This window comes from Magnetofaba australis IT-1 (assembly GCF_002109495.1).
Taxonomy (GTDB): Bacteria; Pseudomonadota; Magnetococcia; order Magnetococcales; family Magnetococcaceae; genus Magnetofaba; species Magnetofaba australis.
This window is the reverse complement of sequence record NZ_LVJN01000019.1, coordinates 571,081-593,733: the sequence shown is the minus strand read 5'-3', so window position 1 is coordinate 593,733 and position 22,653 is coordinate 571,081. Positions and strand designations below refer to the sequence as shown.

Annotated in this window: 15 protein-coding genes; 6 read left to right on the top strand and 9 right to left on the bottom strand. The window is 64.6% G+C overall.

The features are described 5' to 3' along the window. Positions 1–25: 25 nt before the first annotated feature. On the bottom strand, positions 26–8,614 hold the full coding sequence (locus tag MAIT1_RS11810; protein ID WP_085442464.1) for a hypothetical protein: 8,589 nt from the start codon (positions 8,612–8,614) through the stop codon (positions 26–28). A 451-nt stretch (positions 8,615–9,065) separates the two neighbouring features. On the opposite strand from MAIT1_RS11810, the gene MAIT1_RS11805 reads away from it, so the two are divergent. The 3 genes from MAIT1_RS11805 to MAIT1_RS11795 all read left to right on the top strand — a co-directional run bounded on the left by MAIT1_RS11805 (position 9,066) and on the right by MAIT1_RS11795 (position 12,795). Next, positions 9,066–9,404 (top strand): P-II family nitrogen regulator, encoded by a 339-nt coding sequence (locus MAIT1_RS11805; RefSeq protein WP_085442463.1) that lies wholly within the window; start codon positions 9,066–9,068, stop codon positions 9,402–9,404. A 37-nt stretch (positions 9,405–9,441) separates the two neighbouring features. Beyond that, positions 9,442–10,764: an ammonium transporter gene (locus MAIT1_RS11800; protein ID WP_085442583.1), complete on the top strand. Its 1,323-nt coding sequence runs from the start codon at positions 9,442–9,444 to the stop codon at positions 10,762–10,764. Positions 10,765–10,953: 189 nt separating this feature from the next. After that, positions 10,954–12,795 (top strand): caspase family protein, encoded by a 1,842-nt coding sequence (locus MAIT1_RS11795; RefSeq protein WP_085442462.1) that lies wholly within the window; start codon positions 10,954–10,956, stop codon positions 12,793–12,795. Positions 12,796–12,896: 101 nt separating this feature from the next. Here the strand turns inward: MAIT1_RS11795 and MAIT1_RS11790 are convergent, their stop codons facing one another. From MAIT1_RS11790 to lolA, 7 genes are all read right to left on the bottom strand, one after another. Beyond that, positions 12,897–13,334 (bottom strand): site-specific integrase, encoded by a 438-nt coding sequence (locus tag MAIT1_RS11790; protein WP_085442461.1) that lies wholly within the window; start codon positions 13,332–13,334, stop codon positions 12,897–12,899. A 137-nt stretch (positions 13,335–13,471) separates the two neighbouring features. Next, complete coding sequence (locus tag MAIT1_RS11785; RefSeq protein ID WP_085442460.1) at positions 13,472–14,530, bottom strand: NAD-dependent epimerase/dehydratase family protein; 1,059 nt, start codon at positions 14,528–14,530, stop codon at positions 13,472–13,474. A 110-nt stretch (positions 14,531–14,640) separates the two neighbouring features. Then, the gene (gene crcB, locus MAIT1_RS11780; RefSeq protein WP_085442459.1) at positions 14,641–15,015 is read right to left on the bottom strand and encodes a fluoride efflux transporter CrcB; all 375 of its coding nucleotides are present in this window, start codon (positions 15,013–15,015) and stop codon (positions 14,641–14,643) included. Beyond that, positions 15,012–16,346, bottom strand: a complete 1,335-nt coding sequence (locus tag MAIT1_RS11775) for a replication-associated recombination protein A (protein WP_085442458.1) — start codon at positions 16,344–16,346, stop codon at positions 15,012–15,014. Before MAIT1_RS11775 ends, crcB begins: the two co-directional genes overlap by 4 nt. A gap of 220 nt (positions 16,347–16,566) precedes the next feature. Then, the gene (gene rimO / locus MAIT1_RS11770) at positions 16,567–17,898 is read right to left on the bottom strand and encodes a 30S ribosomal protein S12 methylthiotransferase RimO (protein ID WP_085442457.1); all 1,332 of its coding nucleotides are present in this window, start codon (positions 17,896–17,898) and stop codon (positions 16,567–16,569) included. 11 nt (positions 17,899–17,909) lie between these two features. Further along, the gene (locus tag MAIT1_RS11765; protein WP_085442456.1) at positions 17,910–18,395 is read right to left on the bottom strand and encodes a YajQ family cyclic di-GMP-binding protein; all 486 of its coding nucleotides are present in this window, start codon (positions 18,393–18,395) and stop codon (positions 17,910–17,912) included. A gap of 203 nt (positions 18,396–18,598) precedes the next feature. Further along, on the bottom strand, positions 18,599–19,261 hold the full coding sequence (gene lolA / locus MAIT1_RS11760) for an outer membrane lipoprotein periplasmic chaperone LolA (protein WP_085442455.1): 663 nt from the start codon (positions 19,259–19,261) through the stop codon (positions 18,599–18,601). 328 nt (positions 19,262–19,589) lie between these two features. On the opposite strand from lolA, the gene MAIT1_RS11755 reads away from it, so the two are divergent. Together MAIT1_RS11755 and MAIT1_RS11750 are read left to right on the top strand one after the other, a co-directional pair. Next, complete coding sequence (locus MAIT1_RS11755) at positions 19,590–20,129, top strand: hypothetical protein (RefSeq protein WP_085442454.1); 540 nt, start codon at positions 19,590–19,592, stop codon at positions 20,127–20,129. 28 nt (positions 20,130–20,157) lie between these two features. Next, entirely contained in the window at positions 20,158–20,751 is a 594-nt protein-coding gene (locus MAIT1_RS11750; protein WP_085442453.1) for a TMEM165/GDT1 family protein, read from the top strand. A gap of 269 nt (positions 20,752–21,020) precedes the next feature. Here the strand turns inward: MAIT1_RS11750 and MAIT1_RS11745 are convergent, their stop codons facing one another. Continuing rightward, complete coding sequence (locus tag MAIT1_RS11745) at positions 21,021–21,827, bottom strand: undecaprenyl-diphosphate phosphatase (RefSeq protein ID WP_085442452.1); 807 nt, start codon at positions 21,825–21,827, stop codon at positions 21,021–21,023. Between the two features lie 374 nt (positions 21,828–22,201). Between MAIT1_RS11745 and MAIT1_RS11740 the strand changes: the two genes are divergently transcribed. Beyond that, on the top strand, positions 22,202–22,405 hold the full coding sequence (locus MAIT1_RS11740; RefSeq protein ID WP_085442451.1) for a heavy-metal-associated domain-containing protein: 204 nt from the start codon (positions 22,202–22,204) through the stop codon (positions 22,403–22,405). Positions 22,406–22,653 lie beyond the last annotated feature (248 nt).

The window sequence follows — 22,653 nt, the reverse complement described above, 5'->3', positions numbered from 1 at the left end:
CCCCAAGCCTGACGAGACCATCGGCTTACACCTTAAGCCGCTTGCGCAGAGCATCCAGGCGTTCGCCCAGCATCTCCACAAAGATCGCCTGCTCCTTGCCGGATTTGATCAACAGACTCTCCACCTGTTTGGCCAGTTCGACCCCAGCGGCGCGATTCTGCTCGGCCAGCCGCTCATCCAGCCGCTCCAGCTCCTGATGGAAATTGCGACTGATCTGATCCAGCGCCTTGAGCATCCCCTTGTGACGCGACTCGTTGACCCGCGCGGCCTCTATCATCTGTTCGGCCACATCGCCGGTCGCGCCGTCGGCGCCGCGCGTCGCCCCTGGAACCAACTGCTGCAGTTGCTCATTGAGCTCCTTCCGCAGCGCATTTTGGGCGCCGTTGACCTGCGCCTGCAGCGTGCGCAACTCCTCCTGAAGCGCGCCCACCGCCGTACTCACGCGACCCGAAACGGCGTCGGCCAAGCCATCCATGCGTTTGGCCAACTCCGCAACCTTGGCGCCCGCATCGCCGGACTCCGCGCTGGACGCAGTCTGCGCCTCCATGGCGTTCAGACGCGCCAGGATCTCTTCGCTGAGGGAACTCAAGCGCCCCACATCGGGCGCATCGCCGCCGCTGGTCTGCGCCAGTCGCGCCAGCCGCTGATCCACGGCGTCCAGACGCGCCCCCAGGGTCTTGGTGACCGCCGCCACGATCTGCGCATCGCGGCCCGCGTCGGACGGCGCCGCCGCCGCGCCGCGCCCATCGCGCAAGCTCTGCTCCAGCTCGTGACGCAGCCCGGCAAGCAGTTGATCGCGGGTCACATCATCACCCGCCACCAGACGCTCCTCCAGCCCCGCCAGCATCTCCTCCAGGCGCGCATCCAGCTTGCGCCGCAGCACTTCGGACAGACGCGCCTGGGTCAGGGAGATCTCCTTGACGCCGCCCTGCACCTCTTCGCGCATGCGCGCTTCACCCTGTTCGGCGATCTGCTCCATCTTCTGGCCGCTCAACTCGTTTTGTCGCTGCAGCGCGCGCTCCAGATCCTCCTGCAACTGCCCCAGCAGGGTGTTGAGACGATCCTCGGCGCGGGCCTGATCGGCGCCGGTGATATCGCGCACTCCGTCCAGCACCCGCTGACTCAAATTCTCGCCCAACTGCGCCAGTTCGGCGGCGGCTTGACGCGCCACCTGGGCCTGACTGTCGGCGATGCGCTCATCCATCTCCTTGCCCAGCTCCTGACTGTGGGCGGCCACCTCGGCGCTGATGCGCTCGCTGGTCTCCTCCAGGGCGCCGCGCATGCGCTTGTCCAGATTCTCGGCCAGGGAGTCCGAGGCCTCGCGCAGAGCGCTGCGGGCGCTCTGCTGCTGGGCCTCGGACTGCTCGCTCATCATACGCTGCATCGCCTCGCCCAGACGCGCCATCTCCTGCTGCATCTGCACGGCCAGTTGCGCCGCCTCCTCGCCCGCGCCCGCCTGCTGCAGACTTTGGCGCATCTCCTCCTGCAACGAGCGATTGGCCATCTGCGCGCTCTCGCCCAGTTGGCGGGTCTGCTGCTCCAGGCTGCTCACCGCGCCGGAAACCGCCTCCTCCAGACGCTGACGCACGCCGTCAATGGTCTGGTTGACCCGCACCGAAAGCGACTCCAATGCTTCGATCAGAGCGTCCTGACGCCCCACCGCCGCCTCCATGGCCTGGGCCAGACGATCGGCCATGCGCGCTTCGCTCTCCGCCGAGAGACTCTGCGCCGACTCGCGCGCCTGCCGCATCGCCTCCTCCAGCGCCGCACGCTCCTCGGCCAGCCCCGACTTGAGGCCATCCAAGCGGCCATCCAGCGCGATCATGGCGTCACGCAGCGGCGCGGTGAAGCGCTCCAACAAACCCGAGAGCATGGGGCCGGGATCCTCCGGCAGCGCTTCACGCAGGCCGAACAGGGCGTCATCCTGCGCCGACAGCCGTTGCAATAGCGTCTCCTGCGCCGCGCTCTGCTGCTGGGCGCTCGCCTGCTGCGCCGATTGCAGCGCCTCGCCCAATGCATGAACCGCCTGCTGCGCCCCCTGCTGGGTTTGCTGTATTTCCGCCACCTGCTCCATCAGTTGACTTTGCGACTCGCTCAACGCCTCGCTACGCGCCTGCGCGCCATGCTGCGCCGACTCCAGCGCCGCCACCCCGGAGAGCAGCTGCTGCTGCCCCTCCTGCAGCGCCGCGCTGGCCTGATGCGCCCGCGCCGCTTCGGCCTCGGCCTCGCGCTGGGCGGCGATCAGACTCTCCAGGGAGGCGTCCAGACGCTGCTGGCCATCGGCCAACGCCTGACTGGCGGCGTGGGTCTGACGCACCTGTTCGCGAGACTCGTTGGCGCTCTGCAGCCACTCGCCCATACCGTGCTGGAGCCCCTGCACGCTGGCGTGGATGCCCTCCTGCGTCTGCTGCGCGCTGCGTTGGGCGTCCAGCAGTTGTCCCATGGTTTCGCGTCCTTCCAGCAGCGCGCCCTGAATCCCCTGCTGCTGCGCCGCGCTCTCCTCCAACTGCGCGCTCAAACGATCGATGGCGCCGGACTCCCGCTCCTGCTGCCCCTGCATCAGCGCCAGGGCTTCGCGGGCGCTCTGCGCCGCCTCCACCACCCCCTGCTGCGCCTCGCTCAATCGCTCCAGAGCGGCGCTGGCCTGCTGCATGCGCTCGGCCTGTTCGCGCTGCGCCGCATCCAGACTGGTCAGGCGCTCATCCTGCTCGCGGCCATCGTTGAGCAGCGCCGCCAGACGATCCATCGCCTCGCCCTGAATCGAGGTCAACCGCTCCAGCAAGCCGCTGGCGGCCTGAGCCCCGCGCTCGCTCTCGCTTACCGCGTGATGCAGACGCGCCAGCGCCTCGCTGTGATCCGCAGCGCGTTGGGTCAAGCTCTGCAAACTCTCGCTGGCGGCCTGCTGCTGCGCATTGATGGCGTCCAGCGCCTCATCGCGAGCGGTCTGACGCGCCTGCTGCTGCGCCGCATCCTCGGCGGCGCTCTGCTGATCCGCCTGCATCTGCGCCACTGCGCGTTCGATGCCGCCGACGCCGTCGAACAGCGCATTGGCCGCATCGGCGGCCTGGGCGGCGGACTGCTCGGCGGACTCCAGCGCCGCCGTGGCGCCGATCTGACGATCATTCAACTCGCGCAGCGCCGACTCCGCCTCGCTCTGCAGATCGGTCAAACGCGCCACGGTGTGTTGCAGATCCACCTGGCCGTCGCGCACGCTGATCACCTCATTGGCAACGCTGGTCATGGCCGAGCTCAAACCCTGCTGGGCCGAGGCGATGGCGTCCAGATGGCCGCTATCGCTGGCGCTGCGCTCACGCGCCTCGCTGGCGATTTCCAATAACTGCTGCTGACTGGCCTGCAACGCGCCCGCGCCCTCGGCGGCCTGCTTGGCCGCCTCCTGCGCCCCCAGCAGGGCGGCGTCGATGCCCTCCTGGTTGCTGATCAGGGCGCCCAGCGACTCCTGCACGCTCTCCAACTCGGCGCGTCGGGCGGCGCCCTGCACTTCGAGTCCGGTGAGCGCCTCACGCACCCGCGCCAGCGTCTCCAGCGCGCCGTTCTGAGCGTCGCGCACCCCGGCGATATCGCCGCGCAAATTCTCTTGCCCCTCGCGCAGCCCCAGCGCTTCGCTGGCCACGCTGGTGATGGCCGTGCGCAGCCCCTCTTGCGCCGCATCCAGGGCGTCCAGACGCGACTCGGAGCCGCTGAGGAGCTGTTGCAGCGCCGCCAACGCCTGTTGCGTCTGGCTCTGCCCGTCGCGCAGACCCAGCGCTTCGCTGGCCACGCTGGTCACCGCGGTGCGAATCCCCTCCTGGGCCGCATCCAAAGCGTCCAGACGCGACTCCGACTCGGTGATCAGCCCTTGCAGCGACGCCACCCCGTCGCGGGTCTGCGTCTGCCCCTCGGCCAATCCTTGCAGCGTCTCCTCCAGACCGTGCACGCCGGAGAGCGCCGCCGTGGCCGCCACCCGCGCGCCCTCCAGGGCGGCGCGGGCGCTCTCCTGGCGCTCCTGCAGCGCCTGGATCAACTCCCGCGTAGTGGCTGCGCCGGCGCGCAACTGCTCCTGCTCCTGGGCGATCTCCAACGCCTGCTCCTGCAGCGCTTGCAGAATGGCGTTACCGGTCTCCTGCCCGGCGCCCAGCGCGCCCAATTTCTCCTGCAGACCGCTCTGGCCTTCGCGCAGCCCCAAGGTCTCCTGAGAGAGGGTGGCCAGCGCCGTGCGCATCGCCTCCTGCGCCGCGTCCAGCCCAGCTTGATGCGACTCGATAGCCTCCAGCGCCGGTTGGATGGGCTCCATCCCCTCCTGCAACTCGCCCACGCCGGAGAGCGCCGCCGCCGCCGACATGCGCGCGCTGTCGATGGCCGAGCGCAACCCCGCCTGCCCTTCGCGCAGCGCCTCGAAGCCCTGCTCGCTCTGCTCGCGGCCCTGAGATTGCGCCTCCAGCAACTCGCCGTGACGCTCGCTCAAGGCGCGCAGCCGCTCGGCGGCGCTATGCTGCCCATCGCGCAGTTGCTCCAGCTGCTCCTGCATGCGCGCGGCGCGCTCCATCAGCGGCGACTGATCAGGATCCTCCTGCGCCTCGATGCGTGATTTGAGCGCATCGAGAGTCTCTTGCAAATGCTCGATACCGCTCTGGGTCTGCTCCAGACCGGTATAGACCCCGGCCTGATGCGCCTTGAGCAGGTCGACGTTTTCCCCCAGCGCCTGTTGCGCCTCAGCGGCGTTGTGGGACTGCGTCTGCACATCGCTCAAAGCATCGCGCGCGGCGTTGAGGCCTTGCGTCAATTCGCTCTGCTGGCCGCTCAAAGCCTCCAGTTGCGTCAGGGCTTTGTTTTGTCCCTCCAGCAATTTGGAGAGATCCTGCAACGCGCCGCCAACGCTGCCCAACACGCTGCCCAGGGTGCCGCCCGCGCTCTCCTGCATCTCGCGCAGGGCGACGATCTCCTGTTTCATCGCCTCGCCGTGACGGATCTCCTCTTCGCGACCATCGCGCAGAGTCTCCAACGTCTGCTTGATCTCGGCGCTCTGCGCCTGATCCTCCGTCCGCCCCTGTTGCAGGGTTTCCAAGGTCTGGGTGATGGCGTCGGCTTGGCGCTTGTCGCCCTCGCGGTCGGCGCGCAGCGCCATCAGGGTCTGCTTGACCCCGCCCACGGCGTTGCCCATCTGCGTAATCGCTTCGCGGGCGGCCTCGGTTTTCTGCAGAATTTGCATTTCGCGCTCGGCGGCGGCGACATTGTGGTCGCCCGCATCGGCCAGCACGCTGCGCAACTCATTGAGGGCGCCGAGGGCCTGCTCCTGGGCGTCCCGCGCCAGCGCCATCTGGTCGCTCTGATCACCCAGCAGCCCCAACGCCTCCTGTCCGCCCTGGGCCGCCAACTGCGCCTGACCGGCCGCATCCTGAGCAGCGTCGCGGGCGGCGGCGATCTCATCAATGGCGCCATCCACGCTCTCGGCCAAGCCCTGTTGCGCATCGCTCAGGCGCGCCAAGCTCTCGGCGCTGCGCTCCACCGTCTGTTGCATGCTCTGCATCTCATTGTGCGAAGCATCCAGACGCCCCTCCACGGCGCGCCCCTGCTCGGCCAACGCCTGCAGGCGACTCTCCATACCTGTGTGGAACTGATGGCTCTGCTCCACGCTCTGAGTCGCGTTCTCACGCAAAGAGTCGATGCCATCGCGCAACGCCGCCTGCCCGTCGCGCACCCCCTGCACCTCGGCTTGCAGCGGCTCCAGGCCATCGCGCACCGCATTCATGCCTTCACGCACCGCGGTCATGCTCTCACGCACCGGCGCCAGCCCAACCCGCAGCGACTCCATGCCAGACTGCAACGGCGTCAAGCCTTCGAATACCGCGTTGACGCCATCGCGCACCGGCGCGACCTCCTCACGCAGCGCATCCATCCCGCTGTGCAGCGGGGTCAGACCATCGCGCACCGCATTGACGCTCTCGCGCAGCGGCGTCAGGCCATCGCGCAGCGCGGTCACTCCTGTCTGTAGCGGGGTCAGACCATCCTGAATGGCGTTGACCCCATCGCGCACCGGGGCGACCTCCTGGCGCAGCGCGTCGACCCCGGTTTGCAGCGGCGTCAATGCATCGCGCGCCATCTGCATCTCCTCACGCAGCGGCGTGAAACCCTCGCGCAACGCTTCACTGTGGGTGCGCGCGGCGTCATCCAGCGCCGCCAACTGGGCGCTGGCGGCGTCCCAGGCGTTTTGCGCCCGCTCCGCTGCTGAAGTCTGCGCCGCATCCAGCACGGTCAGACGCTGCACCGCGTCATCCTGCGCCAGCGCCACCGCATTGATGCGCTCCTGCAAGCCGCTCTGAATGCTCTGCAGATCCTGCAATGCGATGCGCAACGCCTGACCGGCGGCCAAGCGCTCCTCGGCGCTCACATCGCCCATGGCGCGCTGCACCTGTTGGCCCATGGCGTCGATGCGCTCACGGGCGTTGCGTTGCAGATTGGCCAGTTCGTTCAGGCGGGTCTGGATGCCGTCGCCCTGCCCCGCCAGTTGATCGCGCAACCCCTGCTGCGCTTCGCCCAGAGCGTCCAGCTTACGCAGCTGCCCCACCTGTTCAGTCAACTGCCCGCGAATACGCTGCTGCTCGGCGGCCATATCGTCGAAGCGGTCCAGCCGTTCGGTCTGCGCCGCCACGCCGTCGCGCGCCTCCTGCACCCCCTCTTTGAGCGCGTCCAGGCGATCCAATTGCGCCGACTGCCCCGCCATCATCATGCTGATGCGCTCGTTGTGGGCCTTCTGGTTATCACTCAGCCCCGCAACCTGTTCGGCGACCTCGGTGTGGCTGTCGGCCATGTGGGTCATGCGTTCGGAGAGCGCATTGTGCTGCGCGGCCACCGACATCAACTGCCCCCGCGCCGCGCCCAACAGTTCGCTCACTTCATGGAAGGCGTCCTCCTGGGTTGAGGCGCCCAGACGCAGCGCCTCCAGATCGGTCAGGGCGTGGGCCTGATCGTTGACCATGGCGGCCAGTTGCGCCGCCTGCGCCTCACGCGCCTGGGCCGCCTGTTCGATCTCATGGGCCTGGGCCTGCTGGGTCTGCGACAGGGTGGCCATCATCGCCCCCTGCTCCTGGCCCATGCGCGACAGCGGTTCGGCGATCTGCTCGGCCAGCGCCGCGCGCCAGCTCTCGCCCAACTGCTCGCCCAACGCCTGACGCTCCTGCTCCAGCCCGGAAGCCAACGCCTCGGAATGGGCGCTGGCGGCGGCGGCCAACTGCTCGCCCAACGCCTGACGCTCACTCTGCAGGCTCTGATTGAGGGAATCGGCGCGCTCAGAGGCGGCCTGTTCCAGACGCGCAATGGCCTCGGCGATGCGCTGCGGCCCGGCCTCGCTCTGTTCGGCGATGCGCGCAAGGGTCTGCGGCAGTTCGGATCCGGCGGCCATGGAGGCTTTGAGCGCCTCCATCACCTCGGATAGACCGTGCAGCGACTGCAACGACTGCAGCGCCTCGGCGATGCCGGATTCATCGTTGGATTGCGCCAGCATGCGCATGGACTCGCCCAGCCCGGTGAGTTCGGTCTCCCAGGTCTGCGCCGCACGGCCCAGATCCGAGGCCATCTGCGTCAGATGGTCGCGCGCCTCCTGCAGCGCCTCGCGTTGGGCGCGCTGCTCGGCGGCGGCCCCCTCGGCGGCGGCGGCGATGAGCTTCACCGGCTCGGCCAGCGCCTTGGCGAATGCCGCCTGCATCTCCAGCGCCAGCGCGCCCAGCTCTAAGTCGTCGGGATTCACCCCCGCTTCGGAGCCGCCTGCGCCCATGCCGCGCTGGGCCAGTTGCGCCAGATAGTCGGCGTCCACGCCGCCGCGAAACAGATCGTCCAGGCGCCCTTGCAGATAGGTCACCTGGGCGTAGCGCCAGTAGAGCAGCAACTTCTCGGAAACAGTAACGACGATGGCGGTGAGGATGGCCAGGAAGGAGGCCACAAAGGCGGTGGAGACGCCGGTAAACAGATGCTTGAGCTGGGTGGTGACCTGGGCGGCCTCCACGGTGGGATTGAACTCGGTCAACCCCAAGAGAATGCCGGCGAAGGTGCTGACGATGCCCGCGCCGGTGAGGACGCCGGGCAGGTGGCGGAAGAACTCCACCTTCATCGGCGTGTCCACCAGCACCTGCGGATTGAAGTAGATCTCCGCCGGAGCGGTGGCGCGGTATTGATAACGGATCTGATCGGGCCACTTGTCGGGGTGGTCCTGACGATGCAGGGTTTCGATGAAGTCGCGCCATTGGCGCGCAAACAGCGGATAGAAGGCCCAGCCCCAATCCCCCGGCGGCGAATCGGGGTGTTCAAAACTGCCGCGACGCGCGGCCACATCCAGGCGGTGGTTGATCACCCCCAAACGGATGGCGTCAAACACCCCCTGCCACAGGTAGCCCAGCGCAAAGAAGGTGAGAAAGCCGCCAATCACCCCCATCAAGGTGGCGACAATGGGCGCCTCGGTCTGGTTGGTCAGCGGCACGGCCAGAAAATGCGGCAGCGGCGCATGGGCCATCAACGCCGACGCATTGTGGGATACATAGAGTCCCGCCTGAATGGAGACCGCTATTATGATGATGGTCCACGCCGCCGCCAAAACCGGAGACGCCAATCGCGCCGCTCTGCTCATCGCTTCGCCTCACCGCCGCCCGCTTACGCCCGGGCGTAGAATGGAAAAAATTCCTCCCATACTACTGACCCGCCCGGCGGACTCCAATGGATGGCGCGCGATCGACCAATTTTCCCGCCCAAGTGGCGCACAATGGCGCAACTCTCAGCAACCAAACCGCAAGAATGATTAATATATGTGCATTTTGCGAGGAAAGATGAATTATTCATCACCTGTATTGCACAAAATATATGCATACGCTGCATAAAAGATAGACCAACCTTACAATGATCCCCGTGTTTTCAGTAATTTGCCAATGGTGGCACACGCCCTGCTCTCTGCTGCGTGTCTCACCCCACGCGTTTGGACTGTGCACAGCGCAGTTTCCGCCACGCGCTGGAGCAAAGCACAACCTCGGAACCTCTTATTTTCCGCACTCGAGCGGAGCAGCCCGGCTTTCAAGGAGAGCGACATGAAGTGGATTGTGGCCATTATCAAACCGTTCAAGCAGGACGAGGTGCGCGAAGCCCTCACTGCGGTGGGCATCACCGGCATCACCGTCACCGAAGTGCGCGGCTTTGGCCGCCAAAAGGGCCACACCGAGCTCTATCGCGGCGCGGAATACCGCGTGGACTTTCTGCCCAAACTGAAGATCGAACTGGCCGTCAATGACGACATGCTCGACCAAGCCGTCGAAGCGATTCAAAAAGGCGCCAAGACCGAGAAAATCGGCGACGGTAAGATCTTCGTCTTCGACATGCAGCAGGCGATTCGCATCCGCACCGGCGAAACCGGCCCCAACGCGCTGTAATTCTCCCGACCCAGACGATTCCCAAGGAGCTGAAATGATGCAGAACTTCCCTCGTAAATGGCTTGCGGCCGGCGCCGGCGCGCTGGCCCTGACCCCCCTGGCCGCCTGGGCCGAAGAAGCCCCCACCCTGAACACCGGCGACACCGCCTGGATGATCGTCGCCACCGCGCTGGTGCTGATGATGACCATCCCCGGCCTGGCTCTGTTCTACGGCGGCCTGGTGCGCGCCAAGAACGTGCTGTCGGTGCTGATGCAGTGCTTCGCCATCACCGCGGTGATGTCGGTTCTGTGGGCCATCTACGGCTACTCCGTCGCCTTCGGCGGCGGCGACGGCTGGAGCCTCAACTGGTTGATGGGCGACTTCTCCAAACTGTTCCTCTCGGGCGTGACTGTAGACTCCCTGTCCGGCACCATTCCCGAGTCGGTGTTCGTCACCTTCCAGATGACCTTCTTCATCATCACCCCGGCCCTGATCGTGGGCGGCTTCGCCGAGCGCATGAAGTTCTCCGCCATGCTGCTGTTCATGATCCTGTGGGGCACCCTGGTCTACCTGCCGATCTGCCACATGGTGTGGGGCGGTGGTTGGATGGGCGCTGACGGCGTGCTGGACTTCGCCGGCGGCACCGTGGTGCACATCAACGCCGGTATCGCCGCGCTGATGGCCGCTATCGTGCTGGGCAAGCGCAAAGGCTACCCCAACACCGCCATGCCCCCGCATAACCTGCCCCTGACCGTGGTTGGCGCCGCTCTGCTGTGGGTGGGTTGGTTCGGCTTCAACGCTGGTTCCGAGTTGGCCGCCGACGGCACCGCCGGTATGGCCCTGCTGGTGACCCAGCTGGCCACCGCCGCCGCCGCCGCCACCTGGATGCTGGTGGAATGGGCGCGTCACGGCAAAGCCTCCGTGCTGGGCGTGGTCACCGGCGCTGTGGCCGGTCTGGTCGCCATCACCCCCGCCTCCGGCACCTGCGGCCCCATGGGCGCCCTGGTGATCGGTGTCGCCGCCGGCTTCTTCTGCTTCATCGGCGCCACCACCATCAAGCGCATCGGCGGCTATGACGACTCCCTGGACGCCTTCGGCGTGCACGGCATCGGCGGCATCGTCGGCGCTCTGCTCACCGGTGTGTTCGCTGCGGACACCCTGGGCGGCTCCGTGGCTGTGGCCGACATGGTTGGCGGCTCCATCGGCGGTCAGGTGATCGCTCAGGCCAAGAGCGTGGGCTTCACCATCGTCTACTCCGGCTTCGTCTCCCTGCTGCTGCTCAAGATCCTCGACGTGATCATGGGCCTGCGCGTGGACGAAGAGGGCGAGACCATGGGTCTGGACCTGGCCGACCACGACGAGCGCGGTTACAACCTGTAATCCTCGCTTACGCCACATCGGCAATGCTGTACCCAAGAGGGGCCTTCGGGCCCCTCTTTTTTGTGCCGATTTTCAACCGCTACCCGGCGATCGACAGGCAGGGATTCCGTCCGCGGCGCAAAACAGATATGATTTCCCCACTTAGCTGTGAACTTACCGCCTGCTCACCGCCTGCCCAAGAGTGCGTCCATGTTCACTCGCCTCCTGACCACTGCTTTGCTCCTCCTGGCGCTCACGTCAAACAGCGCCCAAGCCGCCGCAGATCGCGGCCTGAAGCTGGACAAAGCCACCGATCCCGCCCGCCGCGTGGCGCTGGTGATCGGCAATAGCGCCTATCAACATGCGGGCGCGCTACGCAATCCCGAGCATGACGCCCGCGCTGTGGCCAGCAAACTGCGCGCGCTGGGCTTCGATGTGGTGGATGGGCTGGACCTGGATCGGCGCCACATGGAGCGCGCCATTCGCGACTTTGCGCGCAAACTGCGCGGCGCGGGCGTGGGCCTTTTCTACTACGCCGGACACGGACTGCAGGTGCAGGGACGCAACTATCTGGTCCCCGTGGATGCGGCGCTCCAAGACGTGGAGGATCTGCCGTTTGAGGCGATCCCCATGCGCCTGATCATGACCCAATTGGAGCGCGAACAGCGCACCAATCTGGTGTTTCTGGACGCCTGCCGCAACAACCCCCTGGCGCGCAATCTGGCGCGCAGCATGGGACTCAGCCGCGACGCCGCCGGTTCCGGCGGTCTGGCGCGCGAGCAGGCGGGTCTGGGCACTCTCATCGCCTACGCCACCCAGCCGGGCAATGTCGCCGCCGATGGCGAATCCCGCAACAGCCCCTTCACCCAGGCGCTGCTTCGACACATCGACGAGCCCGGTCTGGAGGTGCGCCAACTCATGACCGCCGTGCGCCGCGACGTGGCGCAAACCACCCACAATCGACAGATCCCCTGGGACCACTCCTCGCTGATGTCGGACTTCTGGTTTGTGCCCAAGACACGGGAGAAGAGCGGACCGGAGTTGGCCGCCGCGCTACTGCCTGCGTGCGATCTGATGCTCTCGCGCAACGCCTTGACCATGCCGCCCACCGCCAAAGACCAACCGCCACAAAACGCTTATGACTGCTATCAACAGGCGCTAACGCTGGATTTCGCCAATACCGAGGCGCGCAAGGGGATTGCGCACATTGAACAGCGCATCGCCGAGCAGTGCGATACGGCGCTGCGGCGCAATCAACCCGACAGAGCGCGCATCCACCTGGACAAACTGCGTCAAATCAACCCCGAGAGCGCCGCCGCCGATGAGCTGGAAGCGCGTTTGAATGATCTCATCGCCCTGATGGAGCGGGACAAACAGGAGCGCCAGGACGCCATTGATCGCAAAATCGCCCAGGCGCAGAAGGAACAGGAGCGTTTGCGCCAAGAGCAGGAGCGCCTGCGCGCCGAGCAGGAGGAGTCCTCCCGCCGCGCCCGCGAGGCCGAACTGGCTCGCCAGAAGCTCCGCGATGAGCAATTGCGCCAAGATGAACAGCGCTATCAAGAGTTGAAACAGAAGATGGCCAGCATTCCAGAGCCCACTCGCGCCCCGCCGTCCGCGCCAGCGGCGCCCAGCCCCTCTGCTCCTGAGCCGGAAGATCCCGAAAAAGGACGTCCGCTCCAGGAAGCGGAACTGCGCGCTGTTCTCTCCGGCAACACCATGAGCGGCGACAACATCATGAAGGGAAAACAACTCTCTATCTTCTTTGCGCAGGGCGGCGCAGTATACGGCGCTCCGACCAAGCGTGGCATGAGCGCCATCAGCATGGGATTTGGCAGCAAAAAAATTGGCGATACCGGCAAATGGTGGGTGGCGGGCAATGTGTTCTGCACCAAATTTGAACGCTGGCACGGCGGCAGAAAGGCGTGCCGTCTCATGTATGAGAAGGACGGCGAGTATCACACCTACACCACCGCCCGCTCGGCGCGGGGCGCTGGCGTGTTGATTGAAAAATTCCGCCAGGAGAAAGGGGACTCCCGCGGACTGGCCCGATAACGCAATCCAGATCAGACCGTCGACAAAAAAAGCCGCCCGGCGCAAGTCGGGCGGCTTTGATTTCTGTCCGGTGACTGGCTGTCAGCGCGCCGGGGCAAAACTCAGGCGGCGGTGCCCGCTTGCGACAGCGCGCCCATAGCGCCCAGGCGTTGCCCCAGACGGCCATGCTCGTCGATCTCCCGGAACAGCGCGCCGGTGAAGATGCGCGCGGCGCACATCCAACGCTCCACCGCCGAAGCGGCGTCCGGGGCCAGACATTGTGACGGCAGGTAGCTGCGCGGGGCGCCGACTTCACCCGCCTCCAGCAGCATCACGGTGGCGAAGCCATCGCGGCCAAAGTGCAGATTTTCCGCATCCAGCAGCGCCGCTTGATCGGCGGAAAAGCGCGTATCGCGCAGGATCAAGCTCCAGGCGCGCTCGCGCAGATCGCGCAGGGCGTCGCGGTGGCCGCGAGCCATCGCTTCAGGAGCCAGGGCGTGAATCGGCGCGCCCACGGCGGTCAGTTGTTTGTTGCAGGAGTCGTTAAATTGAAGGGACATTTCGCTCTCCTTTCATTCTCTACCCGTTATTTATGGGTCGGGAAGATGCCGAAAGGGAATGACCGGATGATGTCCTCAATGTGAACCTTGATTAACACAACCGTTTTTTCACAACGGCTGTGCATCGCCCGTATTCGTTACTGTTTGGCATCCAGCAGCGACTGGAACAGCGCGTCCAGATCGTAGCGCGGGCGCCACATGGGGAACTCCTGGCGGAATTTGGCGGTGTTGGTGACCCACCACGCCTGCCCCCCCGCCGGGGCGCCCTCTTCGACGTTCAATTCGATCTCTTTGCCCGACAGCCGCTGCATGCGCTCCACCGCATCGCGCGCCGAGCAGGCCATGCTGCGTCCGCCGCCCAGGTTGTACACCGACGCCGGTTTGGGCGCCTGGAACTTGAACCACAGCGCATTGGCCAGATCCGCGACGTGCAGCGGGTCGCGCACCTGCTTGCCCTGGTAACCATGAATCACGAACGGCTCACCACTGCCTGCGCACTCCGCCAGACGGTTCAAACCCAGATCATCGCGCGGATGCTCGCCCTGGCACGGCCCCACGATGGAGCCCACACGAATGGATGCGGTGTTCATGCCAAAGGAGTGGCCATACTCCTGCACCATCAGGTCCGCCGCCGCTTGGGACGCGCCCAGCATCGAATGGGGGGTGGCGTCGATGGACATGCTCTCATCCACCCCATCGTCGGCGTAGGGGTGGCCATCCAGCAGCTCCCAGCGCCGCCCCAGATCCATCAACGGCAGCCCATTGGCGTGCTCGCCATACACCTGCATGCTGCTCAGGTAGAGAAAAGCGCCCTGTTTGCTGTGCTTGCGCAGGGTCTCCAACAGAACGTTGGTTCCCATCACGTTGATGGCGTAGGCCTCAGCGGGGTTGGCCTGGCAAAAAGCGCGGTTGTGCGCGCCGCCGCAGTGGATCACCGCCTGCACATTGCGGCCAAACTCCGCAAACAGGCGATCCATGGCGGCCGCGTCACGGAAATCGGCGTCCACATGGCGATAGTCAACGGCGTGCTCCAGCAGATCGCGGCGGGTCTGCTCGCCACTCCATTGGGAGGCGGCGTGGATATCCTTGCGCAGATCGTTATCCACGCCCACCACGTCCACGCCTTTGTCGGCGAACAGTCGCGCAATGTGGGATCCCAGCAGTCCGGTCGAACCGGTGACAATCACAACGCCCATGGAAAGTGCCCTAAATGTGTTAAATGTATGGAAACCTCAGATCGCCCAATCAGGTGAACTGACTCAAGTTACCTGCGCGCCTGACTGTTTCGCAATAGCTGATGCGCAGCTCAGATCATGCGCGCCATCCACACCCCGGCCCAGACGGCGGCGATGCAGACGCTCACGCTGGCGAACATATTGAGCGCAGCCAGACTCCAGGCGCCTTTTTCGATCAGTTGCAGAGTCTCGATGGAGAAGGTGGAGAAGGTGGTGAACGCCCCCAGCCCGCCCACCAGAATGGTGGAGCGCAGCTCCAGCGGCAGCGCCGTGCGCTCCACCATCAGCACAAACAGCAGCCCCATAAGGAATGAGCCAAAGAAGTTGACCGCCAGGGTGCCCCAGGGGAAGCCGCGCCCGAGCCAGCCATACACGCCATTGGAGACGCCATACCGCGCCACCGCGCCCACCGCGCCGCCCACGGCGACCCACACCAGTTGACTCACGACTCGTCTCCCTGCTCCGGCTCCGGCGCCTGCGCCATCGCCTCGAGCTTGCGCTTGCGCCACCACTGCAACCGTTTGGCGATCTCGCGTTCAAACCCGCGCTCCACCGGTTCATACAACACCGTCCCCGCCAGCGCGTCAGGGAAACACTCCTGGGCGGCGAAGGCGTCGGCGTAATCGTGGGCGTATTTATACCCCTTGCCGTAGCCCAGCTCCTTCATCATGCGCGTGGGCGCGTTGAGAATGTGCTTGGGCGGGGCCAGATGGCCGCTCTGTTGCGCCAGTTTTTGCGCCTTCTTGTAGGCCACATAGACGCTGTTGCTTTTGGGCGCGGTGGCCAAGTACACCGCGCACTGCGCCAGCGCCAGATCCCCCTCGGGCGGGCCGAGAAAGTGGTAGGCGTCGCGCGCCTGAATCGCAATGGCCAGCGCCTGGGGGTCGGCGTTGCCGATATCCTCGCTGGCGAAACGCACCATGCGCCGCGCCACATACAGACCATCCTCGCCGCCGCCCAGCATGCGCGCCAGCCAGTAGAGCGAGGCGTCGGCGTCGGAGCCGCGCAGGGATTTGTGCAGCGCCGAGATCAGATTATAGTGCCCATCGCCTTTTTTGTCATACAGGGCGGCGCGTCGCTGCAGGCTGTTCTGCAACTGCTCCCGGCTCAGGGTCTCGCCTTTGGCCAAGGGCTGGGCATGCAGATCAACAAAGGTCTCCAGCATGTTCAGCGCATAGCGCGCATCCCCCGCCGCCTGCTCGGCCATCAGCTCCAGAGCGTCATCGGCGATCTGCGTGCGGCTCAATCCTAATCCGCGTTCGGCGTCGGTGAGCGCCCGCTCCAGCAGCACAATGAGCTTATCGGGCTCCAGCTCCTGCAACACCGTTACCCGACAGCGTGAAAGCAACGCGCCATTGAGTTCGAAGGAGGGATTCTCAGTGGTGGCGCCGATGAGGGTGATGTCGCCATTCTCCACAAATGGCAGAAACGCATCCTGCTGCGCCTTATTGAAGCGGTGGATCTCATCCACAAAGAGAATGGTGGGCTCGCCCTCGGCGCGGGAGTTCTGCGCACGCTCCACCACCGCGCGCACATCCTTCACCCCCGCCAACACCGCAGAGAGCTGTTCAAAACGGTAGTCGGCGCTGTGGGCCAGCACCCGCGCGATGGTGGTTTTACCGCAACCGGGCGGACCCCACAGGATCATCGACGGAATGCGCCCCTCCGCCAGCGCCAGCGCCAGCAGTTGGCCTGGGCCGGTCACCGCCTCCTGACCCACCACCTCCTCCAGGGAGCGGGGACGCATGCGATCGGCCAGGGGGGCTTCAGCAGTCATGGCGGGTCTCTGAGAGTTTTTTGGAAGATGAAAGAGACTGGGCTTTCAGCCCAGACCCGACCAGGGCTTTGCCCTGGACCCACGAGGGCTCTGCCCTCGACCCGCACGGGCGCCGCCCGTGACCCGCTGGGGTCGCGGACCCCAGCCCCCCGAAAATCGGGCCATAAATGTCCCGATTTTCGAATTTTCGTTTGTGCTGTATTGGCGGATTTGCCCCATATCAAACGGGATGGCCAACCAGGTCATACGCATCGGCTTCGTCGATGTGGACCCGGATCAACTGCCCCTCCTCCAGCGGATCGTCGCCGGTGATCAACACCGTCCCATCCACCTCCGGCGCCATGCCCGGCCCGCGTCCGATGAGCAGATCGGGATCCTCTTCATCCTCCCCCTCCACCAGCACCGGAATGGTCCGCCCCACCCAGCTTTGCAGGCGCTCGGCGGTGATGGCCATCTGCCGCTCCATCAACGCGCCCTGACGCTGCAAAGCGATCTCGCGATCCACCTTGCCGGGCAGTTGATAGGCCGGAGCCTCGGGTTCGTCGGAGTAGACGAAGCAGCCCATCCAGTCGAACTGCGCCTCCTCGATAAAGTCGGCCAGGAACTCGAACTCCGCCTCGCTCTCGCCGGGGAAGCCGACGATGAAGGTGGTGCGAATCACCGCATCGGGGACCGTGGCGCGGATATTGTCCAACATGGCGCGGATGCCGTCGGAGCGCTCGGCGCGGCCCATGCGCTTCAGCACCGCGTCGTGGGCGTGCTGTAGCGGGATATCGAAGTAGGGCAGGATGTTGTCATGCCGCGCCACCGTCTGCAGCAGCCGGTCGTTGATCAGCGTCGGGTAGAGATAGAGCATGCGAATCCACGGCTTCTGCGGAATCGCCGCCAACCGCTCCAGCAGCTCGGCCAGGTCGGCGCGGGGGGTCAGATCCCGCCCATACCAGGTGGTGTCCTGACTCACCAACACCAGCTCTTTGACGCCGTTTTCCGCCAACTGCCGCGCCTCGGCCTCCAGATCATCCAACGCGCGCGAACGGAAGCGCCCGCGCAACTGCGGAATGATGCAGAAGGCGCAGGTGTTGTTGCACCCTTCGGCGATCTTTAGATAGGCGGTGTGTTCGGCGGTGGTGAGCAGACGCGGCGCATTGTGGTCGCTCATCTGCCCCGGCGCGGCGAACAGATCGGCATCGCCCGCCTCGGCCGGGTGCGCCAGCAGCGGGATGATCTTGTCATACTGCCCCGAGCCCACCACCAGATCCACGTCGGGATAGTCCGCCTTCAGACCATCGCCGTAGCGCTGCGACAGACAGCCGGTGACGATGAGCTTTTTATCCGGGTGGGCGCAACGCACCTCGGCCATGGCGGCGATATTGCTGCGCGATTCGGCCTCGGCGTCGGCGATGAAGCCGCAGGTGTTGATCACCAGCACATCGGCCTCTTCGGGATCGCCGGTGAGCGCATACCCTTCGCCCACCAGACGCCCCAGCATATTCTCGGTGTCCACGGTATTCTTGGGACACCCCAGGGAGATGATCCCCACCTTGCGACTCATGGCGTTCTGACTCAATCGCGGAAGTTGGTGTATTGCAGCGGCTGTTCGAATTTCTGCTCTTTAATCAGGGCGATGGCCTCTTGCAGATCGTCACGCTTTTTGCCGGTGACGCGCACTTGTTCGCCCTGAATGGCGGCCTGCACCTTGAGCTTGGCGGTTTTGATCGCCTTGACGATCTTCTTGGCCAACTCGGTCTCCACCCCCTCCTTGATGGTGATCTCCTGACGCACCATGGCGCCGGAGGCGGGCTCCACCTTGCCATACTCCAGATAGCCGGGATCGACCTTGCGCTTGACCAGTTTGGTCTTGAGCACGTCGATCACCTGTTCGAGCTTGTAGTCGTCGTCGGCGAGGATCTTGATCACCTTGTCATCGCGCGACAGCTCGCTTTTGGAGCCCTTGAAGTCGTAGCGGGTTCCAATCTCCTTGGACGCCTGATTGACGGCGTTGTCCACTTCCTGCAGGTCCACTTCCGAAACCACGTCAAAAGACGGCATCGCTCTGTTCCTTTAATTCTGTTGCTTGCGAACACATCCAGATCTGACGGCAAACGCACACAGGCCGGATACGCGCACGAGGGTAAACTAACCGAGGTCCAGGAGGGCGTCCCTCCTGGTGGGTCCAGGGCAACGCCCTGGTGGGGTCTGGGGCAACGCCCCAGTCTCTTTACTCTTCCAAGACCAACAACAAACGCACAAACCTAGCCATCGATCACATCCACCCCTTTAGGCGGAGTGAACTGAAACTTCTGTTTGTCGATGGGCTCATTGCGCTGCATATCCTGAAAGAAGATATACGACCGATTGCCCAGATTGTCGGTCACCTCCAGATTGAGAATCGCATCCTTATTGGGGGCGAGAGTGATGGCGATCTCCTGATACTGCGCGGCGGCGCCCTCCTGACTCTTGGGCATCAACACCACGGTATCGGCGTTCCAGGCATCGCTGTGGCGCACGCGCCAACCAAATTGATCGACAATGCGCCCGCCGTTGACCAGGAAGGTGGCGGGGGATTGATCCATACGCTCTGCCGGAACCCGCGTGACCTGCTCAAGCTCCTGTTCATAGAACCAGAGGGTCGCGCCATCGGAGAGGATCATCTGCGGCGTGGGCGACTCATAGTCCCAGCGAAACTTGCCCGGCTTGAAGGCGGCGAACTGACCGCGGCTCTCCTGCAGGTCGCCTGACCCGGCCACTTCCGAGCGCTGGGTAAAGCGCCCTTGCAGGGTGATCATGCCGTCCAGGAACGTCTGCAGCCGCGTCACCGCTTGCGGCATCGCCTGTTCCGACTCCGCCGCAAAAGTTGGCGCGCCGACCAGAAGAGCGCCGCACGCGACAGCCAGCGTCACAAATCGCTTCCACATGGCAAAAACCTCTTACACAGTAAAACATTCTAGACAAAACAGGGAGACCAGCGCGCCTTACCACAATTAATTAACCATACAAACAACTTTCTCATATCAAACAACCCACTGTTATTCTGAACAAATATTCTTTATTCGAAAACTTTACCTGAAAAAATGGTTGATGGCGCGCTTTTCGCATCCGATGGTAGTAACGGACGACGCAGTTGCGCGTGACGACAGAACAAGCCTGACGCCACAGCCGAATCGCGGCTGATAAGTATGGCACAACCGCCCGCGCAGCGCCACGCCACGTCTCCCAAGGACGGGTTTGAGCCTGGAGGACGAGATGACTTTACAAGCGATCCACACAACCCGCGAAACCGCCAGCGCCATCCCCCTGCACCCGCTGCATGTGGCCTATGATGACAAGCGCATCGCTCTGGCGATTGATTCTCTGCGCGAAGCTCTGCAAGGCGATCTGCCCATTAACGCCATCATCGACCAATTGTGCCTGTGGTTGAATCGCCACATCGCCATTGAGATGGTCGGCTACTGGAACCCCCGTCGCGGCGCCCACGTGCTGGCGTGTGACAAACGCAATTCGCCGGAAGAGGCGCAACTGGCCGATCAGGTCGCGGAAATGATGGAGGGCGCCCTGCCGCGCATGAGCCATTGGCGGCGCGACGCCTGGGTGTTCCATCTGCGCGAAGGCGCGCCCATGGACAAATTCGACCGCTTGGTGATCGTCGAACGCGGCGAGCGCCTGCCGGTGGAGTCGGCCAACACTCTGATGCGCGAAATCATGGCCGTCCTCAGCGAGCCGCTGGAGCGCGCCTGGAGCGAATCCCACCCGGCAACCAAACGCCGCGTGGCGGTCGGCTATTAACGCGCACCCCGCAGTATAAGAGTCAGTTTTGGACGCTTGGTTGCAACCGGCCAGCGCCGCCTTCGCGCTCATCGCGCTGGCGGAGATTGGCGACAAAAGCCAACTGGTCTGCCTCACGCTGGCGGCGCGGCATCGTCGCGCGCGCCCGGTCATTATCGGCGCGGTGGCCGCCTTCGCCCTGCTCAACGCGTTGGCGGCGCTGTTCGGCGCCGCCCTCTCCCACTGGATTCCCCGCCCCTGGTTATTGGCCGCCGTTGCGCTCCTGTTCGCGTGGTTTGGCGTGCAGGCGCTGCGCGAAGCGTCGCAATCCGATGACGAAGAGGAGCCCATTGCCGCCAGCGGACGCAGCGTAGCGGTTTCGGCGTTCCTGCTGATCTTTTTGGCGGAGATGGGCGACAAAACGCAACTGAGCGTGGCGGCGTTGGCGGGGATTCATCCGCCCGAGGCTGTGTGGCTGGGCGCCACGATGGCTTTGACATTCACGTCGGCGCTGGGCGCAGTGGCGGGCAAGACGGTGTTCTCGCGTTTGCCGCTGGCGTTGCTGCATCGATTGGCGGGAGGCCTGTTCCTGCTCATGGCGGCGGGAGCCCTCTGGGGCGTTTTCAACAGCCTCCCAGCATAAACGGCTCGACACTCACGCCCGAAAGCGAAAGGTGGCAAATCGCGACATTTATTGGCGCGATTTGCCGGGGTCTGGGGGCCGCGCCCCCAGCGGGTCGAGGGCGGAGCCCCGCGGGTGCAGGGCGGAGCCCTGCCGGGTTGAGGGCAGAGCCATCATGGGGTTTGGGGCAACGCCCCAAGGTTTGGCCCTTGGGAGCTCGAGGGCAAAGCCCTCGATATCTTTCACCTTCCAAAACCAACACCAAAAAATTTCAATCCAGCGACATCAACTCACCCCGCCGCCCAGACAAAGATCCCCACGCCCAGCGCCAGGCGATAGATCACAAACGGCAGCATGCTCTGCCGCTTGAGCCAGCCCAACAGCCAGTGAATCACCGCCAACGCACACACCGCCGAGACCACAAAGCCAAACGCCAGCAGGGAGAGATCCATCATCCCCGCTTCGCCGCTGATGATGTCCTTCAGGTCCAGCAGCGCCACCAGCAGCCCCACCGGAATCGCCATCAGGAAGGAGAAGCGCGCCGCATCCTCCCGCGTCAACCCCACCGCCAACCCGGCGGTCATGGTGATACCCGAACGCGACGTGCCGGGGATCAGCGCAATGGCCTGCGCCACGCCCATGATCGCCACATCGCGCCAGCCGATGCTCTCCCAGCCGCGTAGATGCTTGGCGGCGCGATCGGCCCACCACAGCAGCAGTCCGAACACGATGGAGGTGGTTGCAATCACCAGCGGATCGCGCGCCACCGTGGCCACCCAATCCTTCAGCAGCAGGCCCGCCACCCCCACCGGGATGGTCGCCCCGGCCAGCAGCAGCACCAGACGCCCATCGGGGTCGGCGCGCCCGGAGGCGGTGAAGATCAGCAGGCTTCCGCGCAGCATGCGCGCCACCTCGTGGCGAAAATAGAGCATCACCGCCGCCAACGTGCCGGTATTCACCGCAATATCAAACGTCAGCCCCTGATCCTTCCAGCCCATCACATGGGGCATCAGAATCAAATGGCCAGAGGAGCTGATGGGCAGAAACTCGGTGACTCCCTGCACCAGCGCCAGCAGCGCGGCATTGATCCAATCCATACAGCCCTCTATTCTGTTGTCAGATATAGGCGCTTGAAACCAGAATGACGCAAACTCAGAATGCTCAATGTTTGCGTGACACAGGCCCGGCTTGCGCTGACTATTGGCCGCCGACCAGTCGGCGGCGGGGTCTGGGGGCCGCGCCCCCAGCGGGTGTGGGCGGACCCACGATTCGGCAGGATTGCCGAATCGGACTCGCGATAGCGAGCCCGAAGGGTGAGGGCCATGGATGGCCCGAATCACGGTTTATCTTTTGATCTTGGGAGCTCGAGGGCAAAGCCCTCGATATCTTTCATTTTCAAAATCGCCAATGTCCAATTTTGAATTCGACTGAGTATAGTGTTGTTCCCACCAGAATTCAGCAGGAGTAACCCATGTCCGCCATGCAATTCAAAGTCTCCGGCATGAGCTGCCAGCACTGCGTCGGCGCAGTGGAGAAAGCCCTCGACGCCCTCGACGCCGTGGAAGAGGTGAACATCGATCTGGAAGCCGCCACCGTCACCGTGGAGGGCGACGACTCCGCCCGCGACGCCATCGCCCAAGCCATCACCGATGCCGGGTATCCGGTGCAGGGGTAAGCTTGTCCAGCGCGGCGTTCTGTGTGATGGGATGATGAAAGATATTGGGGCTTTGCCCCAAACCCCACCAGGGCGCCGCCTTGGCCCCGCACACAGCGAACTCTCTCATCTTGCTCAACATGTTTGGGTGATGAAAGATATTGGGGCTCCGCCCCAAACCCCGGCAGGGCTTTGCCCTGCACCCACCAGGGCGCCGCCCTGGACCCGCACACCTGGAAATTTTCTTAACTTGCTCAGCATGTGTGGGC